This is a genomic window from Amycolatopsis sp. NPDC051758 (assembly GCF_044453095.1).
Classification (GTDB): Bacteria; Actinomycetota; Actinomycetes; order Mycobacteriales; family Pseudonocardiaceae; genus Amycolatopsis.
On record NZ_JBITCJ010000002.1, the window covers coordinates 650,947 to 666,161 of the forward strand.

General features: G+C 71.9%; 15 protein-coding genes. 5 read left to right on the forward strand and 10 right to left on the reverse strand.

Going from position 1 to position 15,215, the window contains the following annotated elements:
* Positions 1–25 precede the first annotated feature (25 nt).
* Genes ACIA5G_RS12000 through folP form a run of 3 tightly spaced genes read right to left on the reverse strand, consistent with a single transcriptional unit; the run spans position 26 to position 2,129 of the window.
* Entirely contained in the window at positions 26–523 is a 498-nt protein-coding gene (locus ACIA5G_RS12000) for a DUF6630 family protein (protein WP_395922669.1), read from the reverse strand.
* Positions 523–1,263 carry a pyrimidine reductase family protein gene (locus ACIA5G_RS12005; RefSeq protein ID WP_395923509.1) on the reverse strand — a complete coding sequence of 247 codons (741 nt, stop codon included), beginning with the start codon at positions 1,261–1,263 and terminating at the stop codon, positions 523–525. The genes ACIA5G_RS12000 and ACIA5G_RS12005 overlap by 1 nt, the downstream gene beginning before the upstream one ends.
* A complete protein-coding gene (gene folP / locus ACIA5G_RS12010; protein ID WP_395922670.1) occupies positions 1,260–2,129 on the reverse strand; it encodes a dihydropteroate synthase in 870 nt (289 codons plus the stop codon). The genes ACIA5G_RS12005 and folP overlap by 4 nt, the downstream gene beginning before the upstream one ends.
* A gap of 203 nt (positions 2,130–2,332) precedes the next feature.
* On the opposite strand from folP, the gene ACIA5G_RS12015 reads away from it, so the two are divergent.
* Entirely contained in the window at positions 2,333–3,652 is a 1,320-nt protein-coding gene (locus ACIA5G_RS12015) for a M14 family zinc carboxypeptidase (RefSeq protein ID WP_395922671.1), read from the forward strand.
* Between the two features lies 1 nt (position 3,653).
* On the opposite strand, the gene ACIA5G_RS12020 is transcribed toward ACIA5G_RS12015, so the two are convergent.
* The 3 genes from ACIA5G_RS12020 to ACIA5G_RS12030 all read right to left on the reverse strand — a co-directional run bounded on the left by ACIA5G_RS12020 (position 3,654) and on the right by ACIA5G_RS12030 (position 7,125).
* The gene (locus tag ACIA5G_RS12020) at positions 3,654–4,691 is read right to left on the reverse strand and encodes a class I SAM-dependent methyltransferase (protein WP_395922673.1); all 1,038 of its coding nucleotides are present in this window, start codon (positions 4,689–4,691) and stop codon (positions 3,654–3,656) included.
* A gap of 67 nt (positions 4,692–4,758) precedes the next feature.
* On the reverse strand, positions 4,759–5,874 hold the full coding sequence (locus tag ACIA5G_RS12025; protein ID WP_395922675.1) for a PadR family transcriptional regulator: 1,116 nt from the start codon (positions 5,872–5,874) through the stop codon (positions 4,759–4,761).
* A 354-nt stretch (positions 5,875–6,228) separates the two neighbouring features.
* The gene (locus ACIA5G_RS12030; protein WP_395922676.1) at positions 6,229–7,125 is read right to left on the reverse strand and encodes a LysR substrate-binding domain-containing protein; all 897 of its coding nucleotides are present in this window, start codon (positions 7,123–7,125) and stop codon (positions 6,229–6,231) included.
* Positions 7,126–7,195: 70 nt separating this feature from the next.
* Between ACIA5G_RS12030 and ACIA5G_RS12035 the strand changes: the two genes are divergently transcribed.
* Both ACIA5G_RS12035 and ACIA5G_RS12040 read left to right on the forward strand, forming a co-directional pair.
* A complete protein-coding gene (locus ACIA5G_RS12035; RefSeq protein ID WP_395922678.1) occupies positions 7,196–8,170 on the forward strand; it encodes a YeiH family protein in 975 nt (324 codons plus the stop codon).
* 114 nt (positions 8,171–8,284) lie between these two features.
* Positions 8,285–9,769, forward strand: a complete 1,485-nt coding sequence (locus ACIA5G_RS12040; RefSeq protein ID WP_395922679.1) for an exo-alpha-sialidase — start codon at positions 8,285–8,287, stop codon at positions 9,767–9,769.
* An 89-nt stretch (positions 9,770–9,858) separates the two neighbouring features.
* On the opposite strand, the gene ACIA5G_RS12045 is transcribed toward ACIA5G_RS12040, so the two are convergent.
* From ACIA5G_RS12045 to ACIA5G_RS12055, 3 genes are all read right to left on the reverse strand, one after another.
* Positions 9,859–11,163, reverse strand: a complete 1,305-nt coding sequence (locus tag ACIA5G_RS12045; RefSeq protein ID WP_395922680.1) for an MFS transporter — start codon at positions 11,161–11,163, stop codon at positions 9,859–9,861.
* A gap of 81 nt (positions 11,164–11,244) precedes the next feature.
* Positions 11,245–11,751 (reverse strand): flavodoxin domain-containing protein, encoded by a 507-nt coding sequence (locus tag ACIA5G_RS12050; RefSeq protein ID WP_395922681.1) that lies wholly within the window; start codon positions 11,749–11,751, stop codon positions 11,245–11,247.
* Positions 11,752–11,855: 104 nt separating this feature from the next.
* Positions 11,856–13,001: a nitric oxide synthase oxygenase gene (locus ACIA5G_RS12055; RefSeq protein WP_395922682.1), complete on the reverse strand. Its 1,146-nt coding sequence runs from the start codon at positions 12,999–13,001 to the stop codon at positions 11,856–11,858.
* 438 nt (positions 13,002–13,439) lie between these two features.
* On the opposite strand from ACIA5G_RS12055, the gene ACIA5G_RS12060 reads away from it, so the two are divergent.
* Positions 13,440–14,453 (forward strand): CobW family GTP-binding protein, encoded by a 1,014-nt coding sequence (locus ACIA5G_RS12060; RefSeq protein ID WP_395922683.1) that lies wholly within the window; start codon positions 13,440–13,442, stop codon positions 14,451–14,453.
* A 68-nt stretch (positions 14,454–14,521) separates the two neighbouring features.
* Positions 14,522–14,782: a hypothetical protein gene (locus tag ACIA5G_RS12065; protein ID WP_395922685.1), complete on the forward strand. Its 261-nt coding sequence runs from the start codon at positions 14,522–14,524 to the stop codon at positions 14,780–14,782.
* Here the strand turns inward: ACIA5G_RS12065 and ACIA5G_RS12070 are convergent.
* The gene (locus ACIA5G_RS12070; RefSeq protein WP_395922686.1) at positions 14,759–15,214 is read right to left on the reverse strand and encodes a GNAT family N-acetyltransferase; all 456 of its coding nucleotides are present in this window, start codon (positions 15,212–15,214) and stop codon (positions 14,759–14,761) included. The two genes, ACIA5G_RS12065 and ACIA5G_RS12070, sit on opposite strands and share 24 nt — an antisense overlap.
* Position 15,215 lies beyond the last annotated feature (1 nt).

Here is a 15,215-nt window from a genome sequence, read left to right on the forward strand (position 1 = left end):
GGTCACCGAGGTGGCCGGCCCCGGCTCACGTCGTCAGCATGGCGGCCTTGAACCCGGCCGCCGTGGCAAGTCCTTCGAGCTCACCGGCTCTGCCGGCCGGCAGGAGCACCAGCGGATAGCAGTCGGACTCGATGTCCAGGACGGCGAGCGCCGTTCCGGCCGCGGCCAGCCGGTCCCCCGCCAGCACCAGGAACTCGTAGGTGGGCAGGTCCGACTCGGCGAGCCCCGCCCAAGCCTCGTCCGGAGGCGCGGACCGCAGCGCCTGAAGCCGGCCGACGATTTCGTCCGCCGCTTCCTTCCAGTCCACCTCGGCCAGCAGGTCGTGGTCGGCGAGCGCGTCCACCAGCGCGATCCAGGCCAGCTCGGGAATCGGCTCGTCGATGCCGCGTTCGTCGAGCTGATCCGCGTGCGCGGCCAGGTAGGCGCCGGGGTCGTCGTGCGCCGCCGCGGCCCGCCCGGCGACCTCCGGCACGTCCGGGGCCAGCAGCGCGGCGACCGCGACCAGCGCGTCACGAGCCGCCATCACGGCACCAGGTACCGGGTCAGCAGGCTCTGGCCGTCGGTCAAGACCGTCGCCAGGTCCAGCTCCAGCGGGTCGAACGCGCCCCCGACGGCCGCGCGGTCCGCCGTCCCCGCCACCAGGAACGGCGCGACGGTCAGCCGGAACTCGTCGACCAGGCCCGCTTCGGCCAGCGACGCGAACAGTTTCGGGCCGCCTTCGCAGTCGATCCGCCGGAGACCGCGTTCGGTCAGCGCGGCCACGGCGACGTCGAGCGCCACCGTGTCCGCACCCGCGACGACCACCTCGGCGCCCGCCTGTTTCCAGGCGGCACGCAGGTCTTCCGGCGCGCGCTCGCAGGTGAGGACGATCGTCGGCACCGCGGCCCGCGTGAGCACCGGCGAGTCCGGCGGCAAGCTGCGGCCCGTGGTGACCACCGCGATCGGCGGGATCGGCTCGAGCCCGTGCCGGCGGCGCCGGTCCGCGGTCTCCGGGTCCGGGTGGACGCCGTCGAACTCCTCGATCACCGCGGTCCCGGCGCCGAGCAGGACCACGTCGGCGAGGTCACTGCCCAGCTTGAACACCACCCGGTCGGGCGCGGTGGACAGCGGGCGCGACCGGCCGGCGACGGTGATCGCGCCGTCCGTGCTCGACACGAAGTTGACCACCAGCCACTTCGCGACGTCGGGGAAGCGGTAGAGGGCTTCGAGGTCCTCCGTGCCGAGTTCACGGCCGGCTTCGGCCGGCCAGATCTGGCGGATCACAGCCACCGCACCGCGTTCTTGGGCGGGCGGGTGCCGACGATGCTCGCGATCATCTCGGCCACGTGCCGCGTCTCGCGAACCTGATGCGCCCGGAACATCGCGGCGCCCTGCGCGGCCGCGTGCGCGGTGGCCGCGAGGGTCCCGGTGACGCGGTCGTCCATGCCGACGTCGAGCGTCTCGCCCACCACCCCCTTGTTGGACAACGCCATCAGCACCGGCCACCCGGTGGCCACCAGCTTGTCGACGTTCCGCAGGATTTCCAGCGACTGGTAGGTGTTCTTCGAGAAGTCGATGCAGGGGTCGATCATGACCCCCGCGCACGGGACGCCCTTCGCGACCGCCCGTTCGGCGAGCTCGGCGGTGTCCGCGACGACCGCTGCGACGACGTCGTCGTACTGCGGCTTCACCGGGTCGGTGCGCGGGTCGAGGCCGTCGACGTGCGCGCAGATGTACCCGGCGCCGTGCTCCGCGGCGACGTCGAGGATCTCCGGCTCGTAGGCCGCCCAGTTGTCGTTGATCAGGTCCGCGCCGGCCCGGCACACCGCGTCGGCGACCTCGGCGCGGTAGGTGTCGACGCTGATCACGACGTCCGGGAAGTGCTCGCGGGCCCACTCGACGGTCGGCACGACGCGGCTGATCTCCTCCGCGACGGTGACCTCGGGGCCCGGGCTGGCCGGCACTCCCCCGATGTCGATCACCGCGGCGCCGTCCTCGATCGCCCGGCCGATCGCGGCCTGCGCGCGCTCCTCCAGGTACGTCACCCCGTTGTCGTAGAACGAGTCCGGGGTCCGGTTGACGATCGCCATCACCAGCGCGTGGTCACTGGTGAGACGTCTCCCCCGGAAGACGAGGTCGTGGATCGGCATGCACACTCCTGTTCAAGATCGGACCCGGCCGCTCCCGAGCATAGTGAGCGCGGTGCCCCGGCACGGGCGGTGACGGGTTTCGCGACTTTCGGGGGTATGGCTGGTTTGTCCCCGACGACACACTGTGCGTGCCGGTCCGGTGACCGTGGGCTCGTGGTCTGCCGGCCGGTCGTCCATCCGTGCGGCCGTGAGGAGATCCCCCGATGGCGTCAAGGTCCCTGTCCCGGCTCGCCCTGGCGGCGACCGGTGTCCTGCTCACCACCCTGCTCGGGGGCACGGCCACCGCCCAGCCCGCGGACACGCCGGTGTTCTGGCGCGTGCCGGCGACCGCCGCGCAGGCCGCCGCCTTGACCGAAGCCGGCTTCGACGTCGAAGAGGGGGACGCCGGGGCGGTGCTCGTCGTCGGCGGCAAGGCTGTCGCCGCGCAGCTGCAGGGGCTCGGCTACCGGCCTTCGTACTTCGACACCGTCTACAAGGACCTGCCCGCGCAGACGAACACACTGGCCGCGGACACCTACTACGGCGGCTACCGCACCGTCACCGCGCACGAGGCCCACCTCGCGAGCGTCGCCGCCGCGCACCCCGACCTGGCCACGAAGTACACGATCGGCCAGTCGTGGAAGAAGACGAAGGGCCAGGGCGGCCACGACGTCCAGGCCATCTGCCTGACGAAGAAGCAGACCGGCGACTGCACGCTGTCGACGACGTCGTCGAAGCCGAAGTTCTTCCTGATGGCCCAGATCCACGCGCGTGAGCTGTCCACCGGCGAGCTCGCCTGGCGCTGGATCGACTACCTCGCCGACGGTTACGCCACCGACGCCACCGCGAAGTCCATCTTGGACACCACCGAGGTGTGGGTGGTGCCGATCTCGAACCCGGACGGCGTCGACATCGTCGCCTCCGGCGGGAACTCGCCGAAGCTGCAGCGCAAGAACGCGAACAACACCCGGGGCGGCTGTACCGGCACCAACATCGGCATCGACCTCAACCGCAACTCGACGTTCAAGTGGGGCGGCGACTCCAACTCCGCCTGCTCCGAGACCTACCAGGGCGTGAGCGCCGGCTCCGAGCCCGAGACGCAGGCGCTGGAGAAGCTGGCCCGCGCGATCTACCCCGACCAGCGCGGCACCGGCAACAACGACCCGGCGCCGGCGACGGCCAAGGGCACGATGATCACGCTGCACAGCTACGGCAACGACATCATCATCCCGTGGGGCTTCACCCAGGCCACCTCGCCGAACGACGCGCAGTACCGCAAGCTGGGCGCGAAGTACGCGGCGTCGAACGGCTACCTCGTCGGCACCAACGAGGAGACCGTCGGGTACGACACGAGCGGCACCACCGACGACTTCACCTACGGCGAGCTCGGTGTCGCCAGCGTGACGTTCGAGGTCGGCGGCTCGAGCGGCACCTGCGGCGGCTTCCTGCCCCGCTACACCTGCGTCGACAGCACGTTCTGGCCGAAGAACAAGGGCGCGCTCATCACGGCCGCCAAGGCCGCCGCGGCGCCGTACCAGCAGTGAGTCACGGGCGGCACGCGTAGATGCAGTTCTGCGGACGCGGGGACTCCAGCACACCGACGTGCCGGAACCCCGCGTCCGCAAGCATTTCTCGTGCGGTTTCGGTGCCCCACATCGCACCGAGCGCGGCGCCGCCCTCGGCCAGCGACGTCGTGGTGCAGTACATCAGGCTGATCGAGTAGCACAACGCGGCGAGCGGGTTGCCGACGTTCTGGTCGACGTGGCTGGAGAAGTTGGTGTCCACCATGAAGAACAGGCCGTCTTCCGGCAGCGCGCCGCGGATCCGGCGCAGGACGACGTCCGGGCGGTCCTGGTCGTGGATGGCGTCGAAGGCAGTGATGACGTCGTAGGGCGGATCGGCGGTCAGGTCCGCGGCGTCCCCGACCTTGAACTCGACATTCGCCAACCCGGCGTTCGTCTCCCGCGCCTGCTCGACGATGCGGGGCACGATGTCCAGCCCGGTGAACCGTGACGCGGGGAAAGCCCGGGCGGCGACCGAGATCGCGTGCCCGGTGCCACAGCCGAGGTCGAGCACGCGGGCGCCGTCGGTCAGCTTCTCGGTCAGGCCGGGGACCGCGCCGAAGAAGCCGTCGACCAGGTGCTCGCGGTAGATGTGCTTCCAGCTGTCCCCGGTCTTCGCGCCGAGAGATTCGAGGTGCGGCCCGTACGCCGACCGCGGGACGCCGCCGCCCTCGGCGAAGCAGCGTTCGAGGTCGGGCAGGATGCCGTTGAAGGCGGTCAGCGTCAGCAGGGACGGCATCAGGTTCGACGCCGTTTCGCCGAGGAGGAACTTCGCGTGCTCCGGCGGGAAGGTGTACTCCCCCGCGTTGTGGGTGAAGATGCCGCCGGTGACCATCGCGCCGAGCCATTCGCGGACGTAACGTTCGTCGAGCCCGGCCCGCTCGGCGAGCCCGGCGCTGGTGGCGGGCCCACGGGCGGCCGCCTCGAACAGCCCGGTGCGGTGGCCGAGCCCGATCAGCATGGTGAGCGCGCTGCCCGTCATGGTCGCGGTGAGGTGCGCCGCGAAGTCCTTCTCTTCCATGTGGGCCGAGCTTACCGGCCGGCCAAACCGTCCGAAGTGGACGGTTTGGCTCGGCCGCACCGGCGCGTCAGGCTTCGTCGTCCTCCAGGCCGGCGTCGGCGAGCACTGCGTAGACGCGCCGGCGCGCGTCGGCGAGGATCTTCTTCACCTCGGCGACCTGGGCCTCCGTGCCGCTGTACCCGACCTGGGCGGCCGCGCCGGACAGCTCGCCCAGCGCGTGCCAGAGCGCGGCGAAGCGGTCGGCGCCCGGCTCCTCCTCGGGCTCCTCCCAGAGGGCGGCGAACTCGGCCTCCCGCCCGGCAACGTGCTCGCGGCCCGCGTCGGTCAGCTCGGCAACCCGGCGGCCGCCGGTTTCGACCGTGTGGACCAGGCCTTCGTCCTCCAGCTGCTGCAGGATCGGGTACACCGAGCCGGGGCTCGGCCGCCACCGCTCGTTCGTGCGGCGGCGGATCTCCTGCATGAGCTGGTAGCCGTGCATCGGCTCCTCGGCCAGCAGCGCCAGCACGGCCGGCCGCACCGGCCGAGCCGCGGGACGCCCGCCGCGGAACTCCTTCACCCGCTGCCACGCACCGGCCCCGCCACCGCCCCAGCCACCCGGTCCGCCGAACGAGCCCGGGCCGCCCGGGAAGCCGGGAAACCCGGGGCCACCGGGAGCCCCCGGCGGCTGCGGCGGGTGAGGTGGATGCGGCGGAAACCCACCCGGCGGCCCACCGCGCGCCAGGTCGGGGCCACCATCCCAGTCCTCGTGCCCCGGCGGCTCGTGGTGGTCACCGAACCCGTGCTCGCGGCCCGGGTGACCGGGGAAGCCGCGCCCGAGGTCGCCCGGCCCATGTCCTGAGCCCGGCTCGTGCCCGAGGTGGCCGAAGTCGCCCGGCCCATGTCCCAAGCCCGGCTCGTGCCCCAGGTGGCCGTGGTCGCCCGGCCCATGTCCCAAGTGGCCGTGATCGCCCGGCCCGTGCCCCAGGTGGCCGAGGTCGCCCGGCCCGTGCCCGAGGTCGCCCGGCCCGTGCCCGAGGTCGCCCGGCCCGTGCCCGAGGTCGCCCGGCCCGTGCCCCGGACGGCCGTGACCACCCAGGCCGAACTCCGGGTGCCCGGGGTGGCCGTGACCGTGCCCCGGCCCGCCGAACGGACCGCCGCCCCCGAAACCGCCGAACATCCGCCCTGCTCCGGCACTCATCTCCATGCTGGTCTCCTCCATCGTCGTATCGCCGACACTTCGACGATATATCGCCGTTGGATCGCCCGCAAGGCGCGACTTATGGCCACACCCGCGCAAGCCCGTTGCTCAAAGACTCCGACACCGCGGCAACCACCCGACCGCTAGCGGCGCAGCACCACTCACCCCGCCCCACCGCCCAGCGGCGGCACATCCCACCAGCCCCACCAGCCCCACCAGCCCCACCAGCCCCACCAGCCCCACCAGCCCCACCAGCCCCACCAGCCCCAGAGGCAGCATCACCAACTCGGCAACACCTCTCACCCCGCCCCGACCGACAGCGCCATCAACGCGGCAGCACCCTCACCACCAACCCGGCCGCTACCCCGACTTCACCGCCAACGTCAGCAACTCCGCCGCCGGCCCGGTCAACCGCCGCCCCGCCGGCCACACCGCTCGCAGCACCCGGCCCAGCTCCACGCCGTCCACCGCCACCGGCACCAGCCGCCGCCCCGCGACTTCGCGGACCACGTCGAGGTCGCTGATCACCGCCGGCCCCGCGCCCGCGATCACCGCGTTCCGCACGGCCGACGCCGACCCCAGCTCCAGCAACGGCCGCACCGGTCCCGCGCCCGCCCGGCGCAACGCCGCCTCGACCGTCTCGCGCGTTCCCGATCCCGGCTCCCGCACCACCAGCGGCGTCGCCGCCAGCTCGGCCGCGGCGAGCGGGCGGCGCCGGCGCGCCCACTTGTGCCCGGCCGGCACCACGACCACCAGGCGGTCGACCGCCACACGGCGGGTGGCCAGCCCCGGCCACGGTCCCGGCGACTCGACGAACCCGAGGTCCACGCGCCCGTTCAGGACGAGCTCGGCGACGTGCTCGGAGTTCACCACCTCGAGCCCGACGTAGGTGTCCGGCCCGGTCCGCTTGACCTCGCCGATCCAAGCCGGGACGAAGTGCTCGGCGAGCGTCATGCTCGCCGCGACCCGCAGCTGCGCGCCGCGCTGGGTGCGCAGAGCCTCCGCGCCGGTGCGCAGTCCGTCCACTTCGGTCAGGACGCGGTGCGCCCAGCCCGCGATCACCCGGCCGTCCGGGGTCAGTGCCGAGCCGCGGCGGGTCCGGTCCACCAGGGACAGTCCCAGTTGCCTTTCCAAAGTGGACAGCCGTTTGCTCGCCGAGGGCTGGGCGATGCCGAGCGCCCCCGCCGCCTGGCCGATGCTGCCGAGGTCGTCGACGAGCACCAGCAGGCGCAGGGAGTCCAGATCCGGTCCGGTCATAGCCTCAGTCTATGACCTCCGTCGTGACTGACGGCTACCCGCACCACGCCGAGAAGGCGAGGCTGGAGCCATGGCACTGACGTCGGCGAAACCGATCCTCCCCGGCCTGGCGATCACCGCGCTCGGCGTCGCCGCGGCCTACGTGCTGAGCTCCGCCTGGCCGGAGCTGGGCGCGCTCACCGTCGCCGTGGTGCTGGGCATCACCACCGGGAACACCCCGGTGCTGACCGACGACCAGCGGAAGGCCGTCGCCCGCGTCACAAAACGCCTGCTGCGCGCGGGAGTCGTCCTACTCGGGCTCCAGCTCGCGATCCCCACGGTGCTCGCGCTCGGCCCCGGCACGCTCGCCGCCGTGGTGGTGACGGTCGCGGTCACCTTCCTCGGCACGCTCGGCCTCGGCCGGCTGACGCGGGTGCCGCGCGGGCTCGCCCTGCTGGTAGCCACCGGCTTCTCCATCTGCGGTGCGTCGGCGATCGCCGCGATGGAGGGTGTGGTCGAGCGCGACGACGAAGATGTCGCGACCGCCGTCGCGCTCGTCACCTGTTACGGCAGCCTGACCCTCGGCGTGCTCCCGCTGCTCGCCCGTTGGATCGGCCTGGACGCGGCCAGGACCGGCAGCTGGGCCGGGATCTCGGTGCACGAGGTCGCCCAGGTCGTCGCGGCGGCCGGCCCGGCGGGCGCCGCCGCGGTCGGGATCGCGATCGTGGTGAAGCTGAGCCGCGTGGTGCTGCTCGCCCCGGTGGTCGCGATCGTCGGCGCCACCGAACGCACCCGCCGCGGCGGGGCCACGCCGCTGGTGCCGCTGTTCGTCCTCGGGTTCCTCGGGATGGTCGCGGTCCGCAGCACCGGGCTCGTCCCGGCGTTCGTGCTCGACGTCGCGAAGACCGCGTCGACGCTGCTGCTCGCCGGCGCGTTGTTCGGGCTCGGCTGTGCCGTCCGGCTCGGCCCGCTGCTGCGCGGCGGCGGCCGGGCCCTGCTCCTGGGCCTCCTGTCCACGCTGCTGGTGCTGGCGACCGGGTTCGGGACGCTGGCCGCGTTCACCTGATGTTTCCCTGCCGGTCAGGTATAGGTCGTTATACGCCCGTTTATACGGCTCTTGTACGGGCCGGGTCGACGCTGTCGCCAAGACATAGGACGTAGGATGACCTGAGGGAGAACCGTGAAGATCACCCGAATCGCCAGAGGCCTGCTGGCCGGGCTGCTGGGGTGCGCCGCCATCGCCGTCCCGGCCGCCATCGGCACCGCGACGGCGCAAGCAGATGTCGCCAGCACGTTGGTGTTCACCAAGAACACCGAGGGCCACGACTGTTACCGCATCCCCACCATCGTCAAGGCCAACGACGGCGCGCTGCTCGCGTTCGCCGAGGGCCGCAACGGCGGCGCCAGCGTCTGCAACGACCTGGGCGCCATCGACCTCGTGCTGAAGCGCTCCACGGACAACGGCAAGACGTGGAGCGCGCTGCAGACCGTCATCAAGGCGAACGGCGACACGAAGGGGAACCCGGCGCCGATCGTCATCCCGGGCAGCAACCGGGTTGTGCTGCTGTCGACCATGCAGTGTTACACCAACCCCGACTGCGGCCGGGTCCCGCGCGTGTCGATCAGCGAGGACAACGGGAAGACCTGGGGCGCGCCGAAGGTGCTGACCACCGAGCTGGGCTTCGCGTCCGCGCCGAGCTGGCTGGCCACCGGGCCGTCGCACGGGATCGTGCTCACCCGCGGCGCCCACAAGGGACGGCTCGTCGCCGGCATGAGCTACTCGAACATCGGCGCGCTGGTCTACAGCGACGACAACGGCACCAGCTGGCACCTCGGCGCCACCGACAAGCCGGCCGCGAGCACGATGAACCCGCAGGAGATCAGCGTCACCGAGCTCAACGACGGCCGGATCTACGCCGCCGCGCGCAACCAGGCGAACGACGGCAACAAGTGCCTGCTGGACGGCACGCACAACCGGGCCTTCGCGATCAGCTCTGACGGCGGCGCGACCTTCAGCTCGAAGTTCGCCTTCGCCACCGACCTCGTCGCCCCGACCGTGGAGGGTTCGACGGCTCGGATGAGCGCCACCGACACCGGCGGCAAGTACAACCGGATCCTGTTCGCCGCACCGTCCACTTGCGACCGTCGCAAGGAGCTGCGGGTGCACTCGTCGTTCGACGAAGGCGCCAACTGGACGGGCACCGCGGGCAGCCTGCTCGTGTGGGGCCAGGACGCCGCGTACTCCGACATGGTGCAGCTGTCGCAGACCTCGGCCGGCGTGCTGTTCGAGGCGGGGCCGGAACTCCACGCCAACGACACGATCCGCTACGCCACGGTGACCGAAGCCGCGCTCGGCGCCCCCGCGTGCGGTGGCGGCTTCAGCGTGCTCGATTCGAAGCCGCTCGGCACGGCGGGCACGGTTTACCTGTCCTACAACGCGGCCAACGGCCAGAACTGCGTCAGCACGATGAAGAGCGCGGCCACCGGAACGGCCACGGCGACCTCGGCCTACCTGGAGGTCCAGGGCTCGACGCGGCAGACCGACTCCGGCTCGTTCTCCTGGTTCGCCGGCCCGGTCAAGGCGGCCGCGGCGGACAAGTGCGTGAAGTGGGGCGGCGCGACCGGCGGCGCGGCCTTCAACAGCGAGTTCGAGCACTGCAGCTGAGGAATGCGGGGTGGGACCCGCCCTCTGGCCGGGTCCCACCCGCTTCACTCCCCCTGACGGCGTGGCCGTCAGAAGCCCGTGCAGTTGGCCTACGCCATCGATGTCGGACTCGCCGGCGCAGTCGCCACCGCCGACTCCCCGAACTTGATCCCCTTAGCCTCCTTCCCGATCGCAGTCAGCACCGCGACCGCCACCAGCCCCGGCGCCACCGTCCACACCAGAGCCGACGTGTACCCGTGCGACTCCGCGATCGCCTGCTGAATGGGCAGGTTCAACGCCGCCAGCAGGTTCCCCAGCTGATAAGTCACCCCCGGGTAGAAACCACGGATCGCGTCGGGAGACATCTCCGTCAGGTGCGCCGGGATCACGCCCCACGCACCTTGCACCATGACCTGCATCAGGAACGAGCCCAGCACCAGCATGCCCGCGCCGTGGTCGACCGCGAAGATCGGGATCACCGGGAGGCCCAGCACCGCCGCCGTGACGATCGTTCGGCGGCGGCCGAGGCGCTCGGACAGCGTGCCGAACGTCAGGCCGCCGATGATCGCGCCCACGTTGTACACCACCGCTATCCACGTGCTCGTCGCCGCGCTGAGGCCGGCGCCGCCGTTGTCGTGGGCCTTCAGGAAGCTCGGGTAGACGTCCTGGGTGCCGTGGCTCATCCAGTTGAACGCCGTCATCAGCAGGATCAGGTAGCCGAACCGGCGGATGACCTTCCCGTTCAGCAGCACGTCCTTGACCGACGTCCGCGTCACGCGCAGCTTCTCCCGCGTGGTCTCCCAGACCTCCGACTCCCGGACGCGCGCCCGGATCAGCAGGCTGATCAGCGCCGGGAAGATGCTCAGCACGAAGATCCAGCGCCACTCGAGGTCCAGCGCCGAATGGAACAGCAGGTACGCGAGCGCGGCCAGCAGGTACCCGATCGAGTAGCCGACCTGCAGCAACCCCGAGAAGAACCCGCGCCGCGCCACCGGGATCTTCTCCATCGCCAGCGCCGCGCCCAGCCCCCACTCGCCACCCATGCCGATGCCGTAGACGAACCGCAGGATCAGCAGCACCGTGAAGTTCGGCGCGAACGCGCACAGCAGGCCGGCCACCGAGTACAGCAGGACGTCGGCCATCAGGGGGATCCGCCGGCCCACCCGGTCGGCCCACAGGCCGAAGAGGAGCGCGCCGACCGGCCGCATCACGAGGGTGGCCGTGGTGATGAACGCCAGCTGCGTCGCCGTCGCGCCGAACGACTTGTCCTTGGCGATGTCGGCCAGGACGAAGACGACGAGGAAGTAGTCGAACGAGTCCATGCTCCAGCCGAGCAGCGCCGCGAGGAACGCGTTGCGCTGATCCGATGTAAGCGCTTTCTTGGCCGGTTCCGCCGCCGCCTGCCGATCCGTCACGTTTGCCCCGTCCCGTCGGTTTCTCACCGGAAGACCTCAGGCACGGTCTAGCACTCACCACCCCGCGCGGGCAAGAGTCGATCAGAGCGCGACGCGGATGCGCACCCGGCGGCCGACGTCGCGCGCCCAGGCCTTGATCCGGTCCCAGTCGCGGAAGTCGCCGGCGCGCCGGCCCGACGCCATCAGCCGCGGGATCAGCCCGCGCACGGTCGCCGGGTCGAGCTTGCCGCCGAAGGTGGCGGTGCGCTCCGCGTCGATGCGCGCGGCCAGCAGCGCCACGTTCGCCGGCAGGCTGACCTGGTGGCTGGCCGCGCCCGGGCCGCAAGGCCCGCTGTGAAACAGCCAGACCGGGCGTTCGGCGAGCTCCCGGGCGTGCCGCTCCAGCAGCCGGACGGCTTCCGGCCGCCACCGGTGGTAGTAGAGCGCGCTGCCCACGACGACCGCGGCGTAGTGGTCCACGGTGGCCACGTCGGCGGCGTCGCGCACGTCCACGCTCAGGCCGGCTTCGCCGAGCTCGGCGGCGATCACCTCGGCGATCTGCCGGGTTCCGCCGTGGCGCCCGGCGTAGGCGACGAGGACTGCGGGCATGGGTCCATTGTCGGCCTTCGCCGGCCGGGCTGCGCCGTGGGCCGGTCACGATCCGCCGAACGGGCGCTCCCACGCTGCTCTTGGTGGGTTCCCCGGACCGCGGTTCACCCGCCGGATCCCTCCGGCGGCAAGAACGCCGGCCGCTCGGCCGGGTCGGGCTCGTCGTAGTAACGGTGGAACACCGCGGTCTGGCCGCCGGACAGCGGCGGCACGATCCAGCTCCAGTCGGCCGGGCACCGGCGTCCGGACCGCTCCTCGCGGTCCAGGTGGGAGAGGAACCGCTGCGACTCGGTGTGGTGGTCGGCCATCGTCACGCCCGCGGCGTCGAACGAGTGCTGCACCGCCAGGGTCAGCTCGACCAGCGCCCGGTCGCGCCACAGCGTGCGCTCCGACGCCGTCTCGAGGCCCATCAGCTCGGCGATGACCGGCAGCAGGTCGTAGCGCTGCTCGTCGGCGAGGTTGCGGGCGCCGATCTCGGTGCCGAGGTACCAGCCGTTGAACGGCGTGGCGGGGTAGGTGACACCGCCGATCTCCAGCGGCATGTTGCTGATCGCCGGCACGGCGTGCCAGCGCAGGCCCAGCCCGGCGAACCAGCGGTGGTCGGGATGGGTCAGCGGCACCTCCAGGACGGCGTCCGCGGGGAGCGTGAACAGCCGTGGATCGCCCGGCGCGGCCTCGATCAGCAGCGGGAGGACGTCGAACGATCCTCGTCGCTCCGGGGGCCGCCAGCCCAGTCTTCGCACCTGCTCGGTGAACTCGACGTACCGCGGGTCGCCGAGGATCGAGCCGTCTTCCAGGCGGTACCCGGCGTAGCGGATCAGCTGCTCGTTGTGGATGCGCGGCCCGGGCGCGGCCGGGGCGTCCGGCGCGAAAACGGTGATGGTCGGGCGGATCCGGCCGCCGCGGGTGGCCTGGCGGAGGTGGGCGACACACTCGCCGGCGATCGCGGCGGGTTCGGTGACCCGGCGCCGGTCGCGGATCCGGAGGCTGTTCCAGTACAGCCTGCCGATGCAGCGGGCCGAGTTGCGCCACGCGACGCGCGCGCCGTACGCCAGCTCGGCCGGGGTGTGCCGATAGGTGCCGGTTTCGGCGATTTCCCCGCGGACCTCCGCCAGCCGGGTTTCGAACCGCGTCCCCTCTTCGGCGGCGCCCTCGGCGAACATCCGGTCGAGGAATTGCTCCGCTTCCGCGGAATTGACGCCGTGCTCCTCCGAGACACGCTGCGGGCAAAGCGGCAACACTGCCGTCACCCGCTCGGGTGTAACCGTCATCGCGCTTCCCCACTCTCCGGAATCGTGATCTGCATCCCGACGGAAAGGTTCACCGTTCCTCCGATGGTCACCGACAACGCCGACGGCCGGAAGTCGCTGCCACCGCAGCACCCCCAGCCAGGCCGGGGAGGATACCCGACGGCGCGCCGGACGCAATCCACCGGACGGGAACAGCGTTCCGGCGATCATCGAATTCGGTCTCCGCCTGGGAGAACACCGGAAAAATAACTGCTACCAAGCGTTATCCGGACATGTCACTGCGCATTTCCCGTCAATCGATCACGTTCCTACGGTGAATTTGCGTGATCCTTTCCCGGGCAGCCGTCTGCGTCTTTTCGAAGGTATTCGCCGAACGGCCTTCTCCGGCGCCGGTCACCCGTGTATCAACGCGCGCGGGCACGACGTTAGGGTGGCCGGGTGAGCCGGATTCCCGTGGTCCTCGTCGCCGGGTTCCTCGGCGCGGGCAAGACGACGCTGCTCAACCACCTGCTCGCGAACCGCGAGGGCGCGCGGGTCGGCGTGGTGGTCAACGACTTCGGCAGTGTGAACGTCGACGCGCTGGCGGTGGCCGGCCAGGTCGACACGATGGTCTCGCTCGGCAACGGCTGCCTGTGCTGCGCGGTCGACGCGAGCGGGCTCGACGCGATGCTGGGCCGGCTGTCTTCGGCCGAGGCGGGCATCGACGTCATCGTCGTCGAGGCCAGCGGCATCGCCGAGCCGCGCGACCTGATCCGGCTGATGATCGCCAGCGAGAACCCGGACATCCGCTACGGCGGGCTGGCCGAGGTGGTGGACGCCGCCGAGTTCGACGCCGCTCGCGAGCGCCACCCCGAGCTGGCCGACCACGTGCGGCTGGCCGACCTCGTGGTGCTGAACAAGGCCGACCGGGTGAGCGCCGACGCGCTGGCGAAGGTCACCGCGACCGTCGAGGAGCTCGCGCCCGGCCGCCCGGTGCTGGTCACCGCGCACGGCCGGGTCGACCCGCGGCTGTTCTTCGACCCGGCACCCCGCGGTGATCGGGTCGGCCAGCTGTCGTTCGACGACCTGCGCGAGGACGACCACGCTCAGCACCTGCACGCGGCGTACGAGACGGTCACCTTCACCGCGGAGACGCCGCTGGCGCCCCGGGCGTTCGTCGAGTTCCTCGAGCGCAGGCCGGCCGGGCTCTATCGGATGAAGGGCCAGGCCGACTTCGGCCCGGTCGGCCCGCGGGCACGCTTCCACCTGCACACGGTGGGCGGATTCGTGCAGCTCGAGCGCTCGGCGTGGCCGTCCGGGGCACCGCGGCGGACGGAGCTGGTCCTGATCGGCGCGGGCCTGGACACCGAGGCCGTGCTCGCCGACCTGGAGCGGTGCTTGGCGCCGGACCCCGGCGTGGTCGACGAGCGCGGACTGCTGCACATCCTGCGGTACTTGCCCGACGAGGACTGAGCGGGCCGCCACGCCGAAGATCGGCAAATGCGCTCCCGTCCCGTCCGTCGCGACGGACACTGGCCGGCATGACGACCACCGCGGTGAGCGCACCACGCTGGTACCTGGTCGGCGTGCTGCCCGAAGACGTCCCCCTGGCCCACCTGATGACCCGTTCCGGCGACCTCCGCTACCGGCGTTCGGCCTGTGGTGACCGGGAGTCGCGCAGCTGGAAGCCGGTCGATCCGGCCACCTCCGAGGTCGCGCCGTGCCCGGCGTGCGTGGCGACGCTGCACGGCGCCGCCGCGGGCGAGGACCTCGGGCAGCTATCGCTGAACCTCGGCCTCTAAGACCTTCTCGTAACAGACCGACCCGGGATCACTCTCGTGCGGCGGGAAGTTCGGGACGCGCCGGTAGCCCGCGCGCTCGTACAGGCGCATCACCGAAGGCACGCCCGTCTCCAGCCGGATCCGGACGCCGCCGTGGCGCCGCGCGACCCGCTCCGACTCGGCCACCAGCGCGCCCGGGAGTTCGGTCCCGCGGGCGTCCGGGGCGACGAACATCCGCTTCAGCTCGTACAGGCCCGGTTCGACCGGTTCGACCGCGCAGCAGCCGATCGCCCGCTCGCCGTCGCGGGCGAGCAGGTACCTGCTGTCCGGGGCCAGCGGCGGGGGCCGCACGTCCGTCGGCAGGTTGTGGGCGACGACCAGCTCGGCCGTCATCGCGGTCATCAGCGCCAGCAGCAGCCCGTCGTCGGCCGGGCACTCCGCGACCGTGGCCACC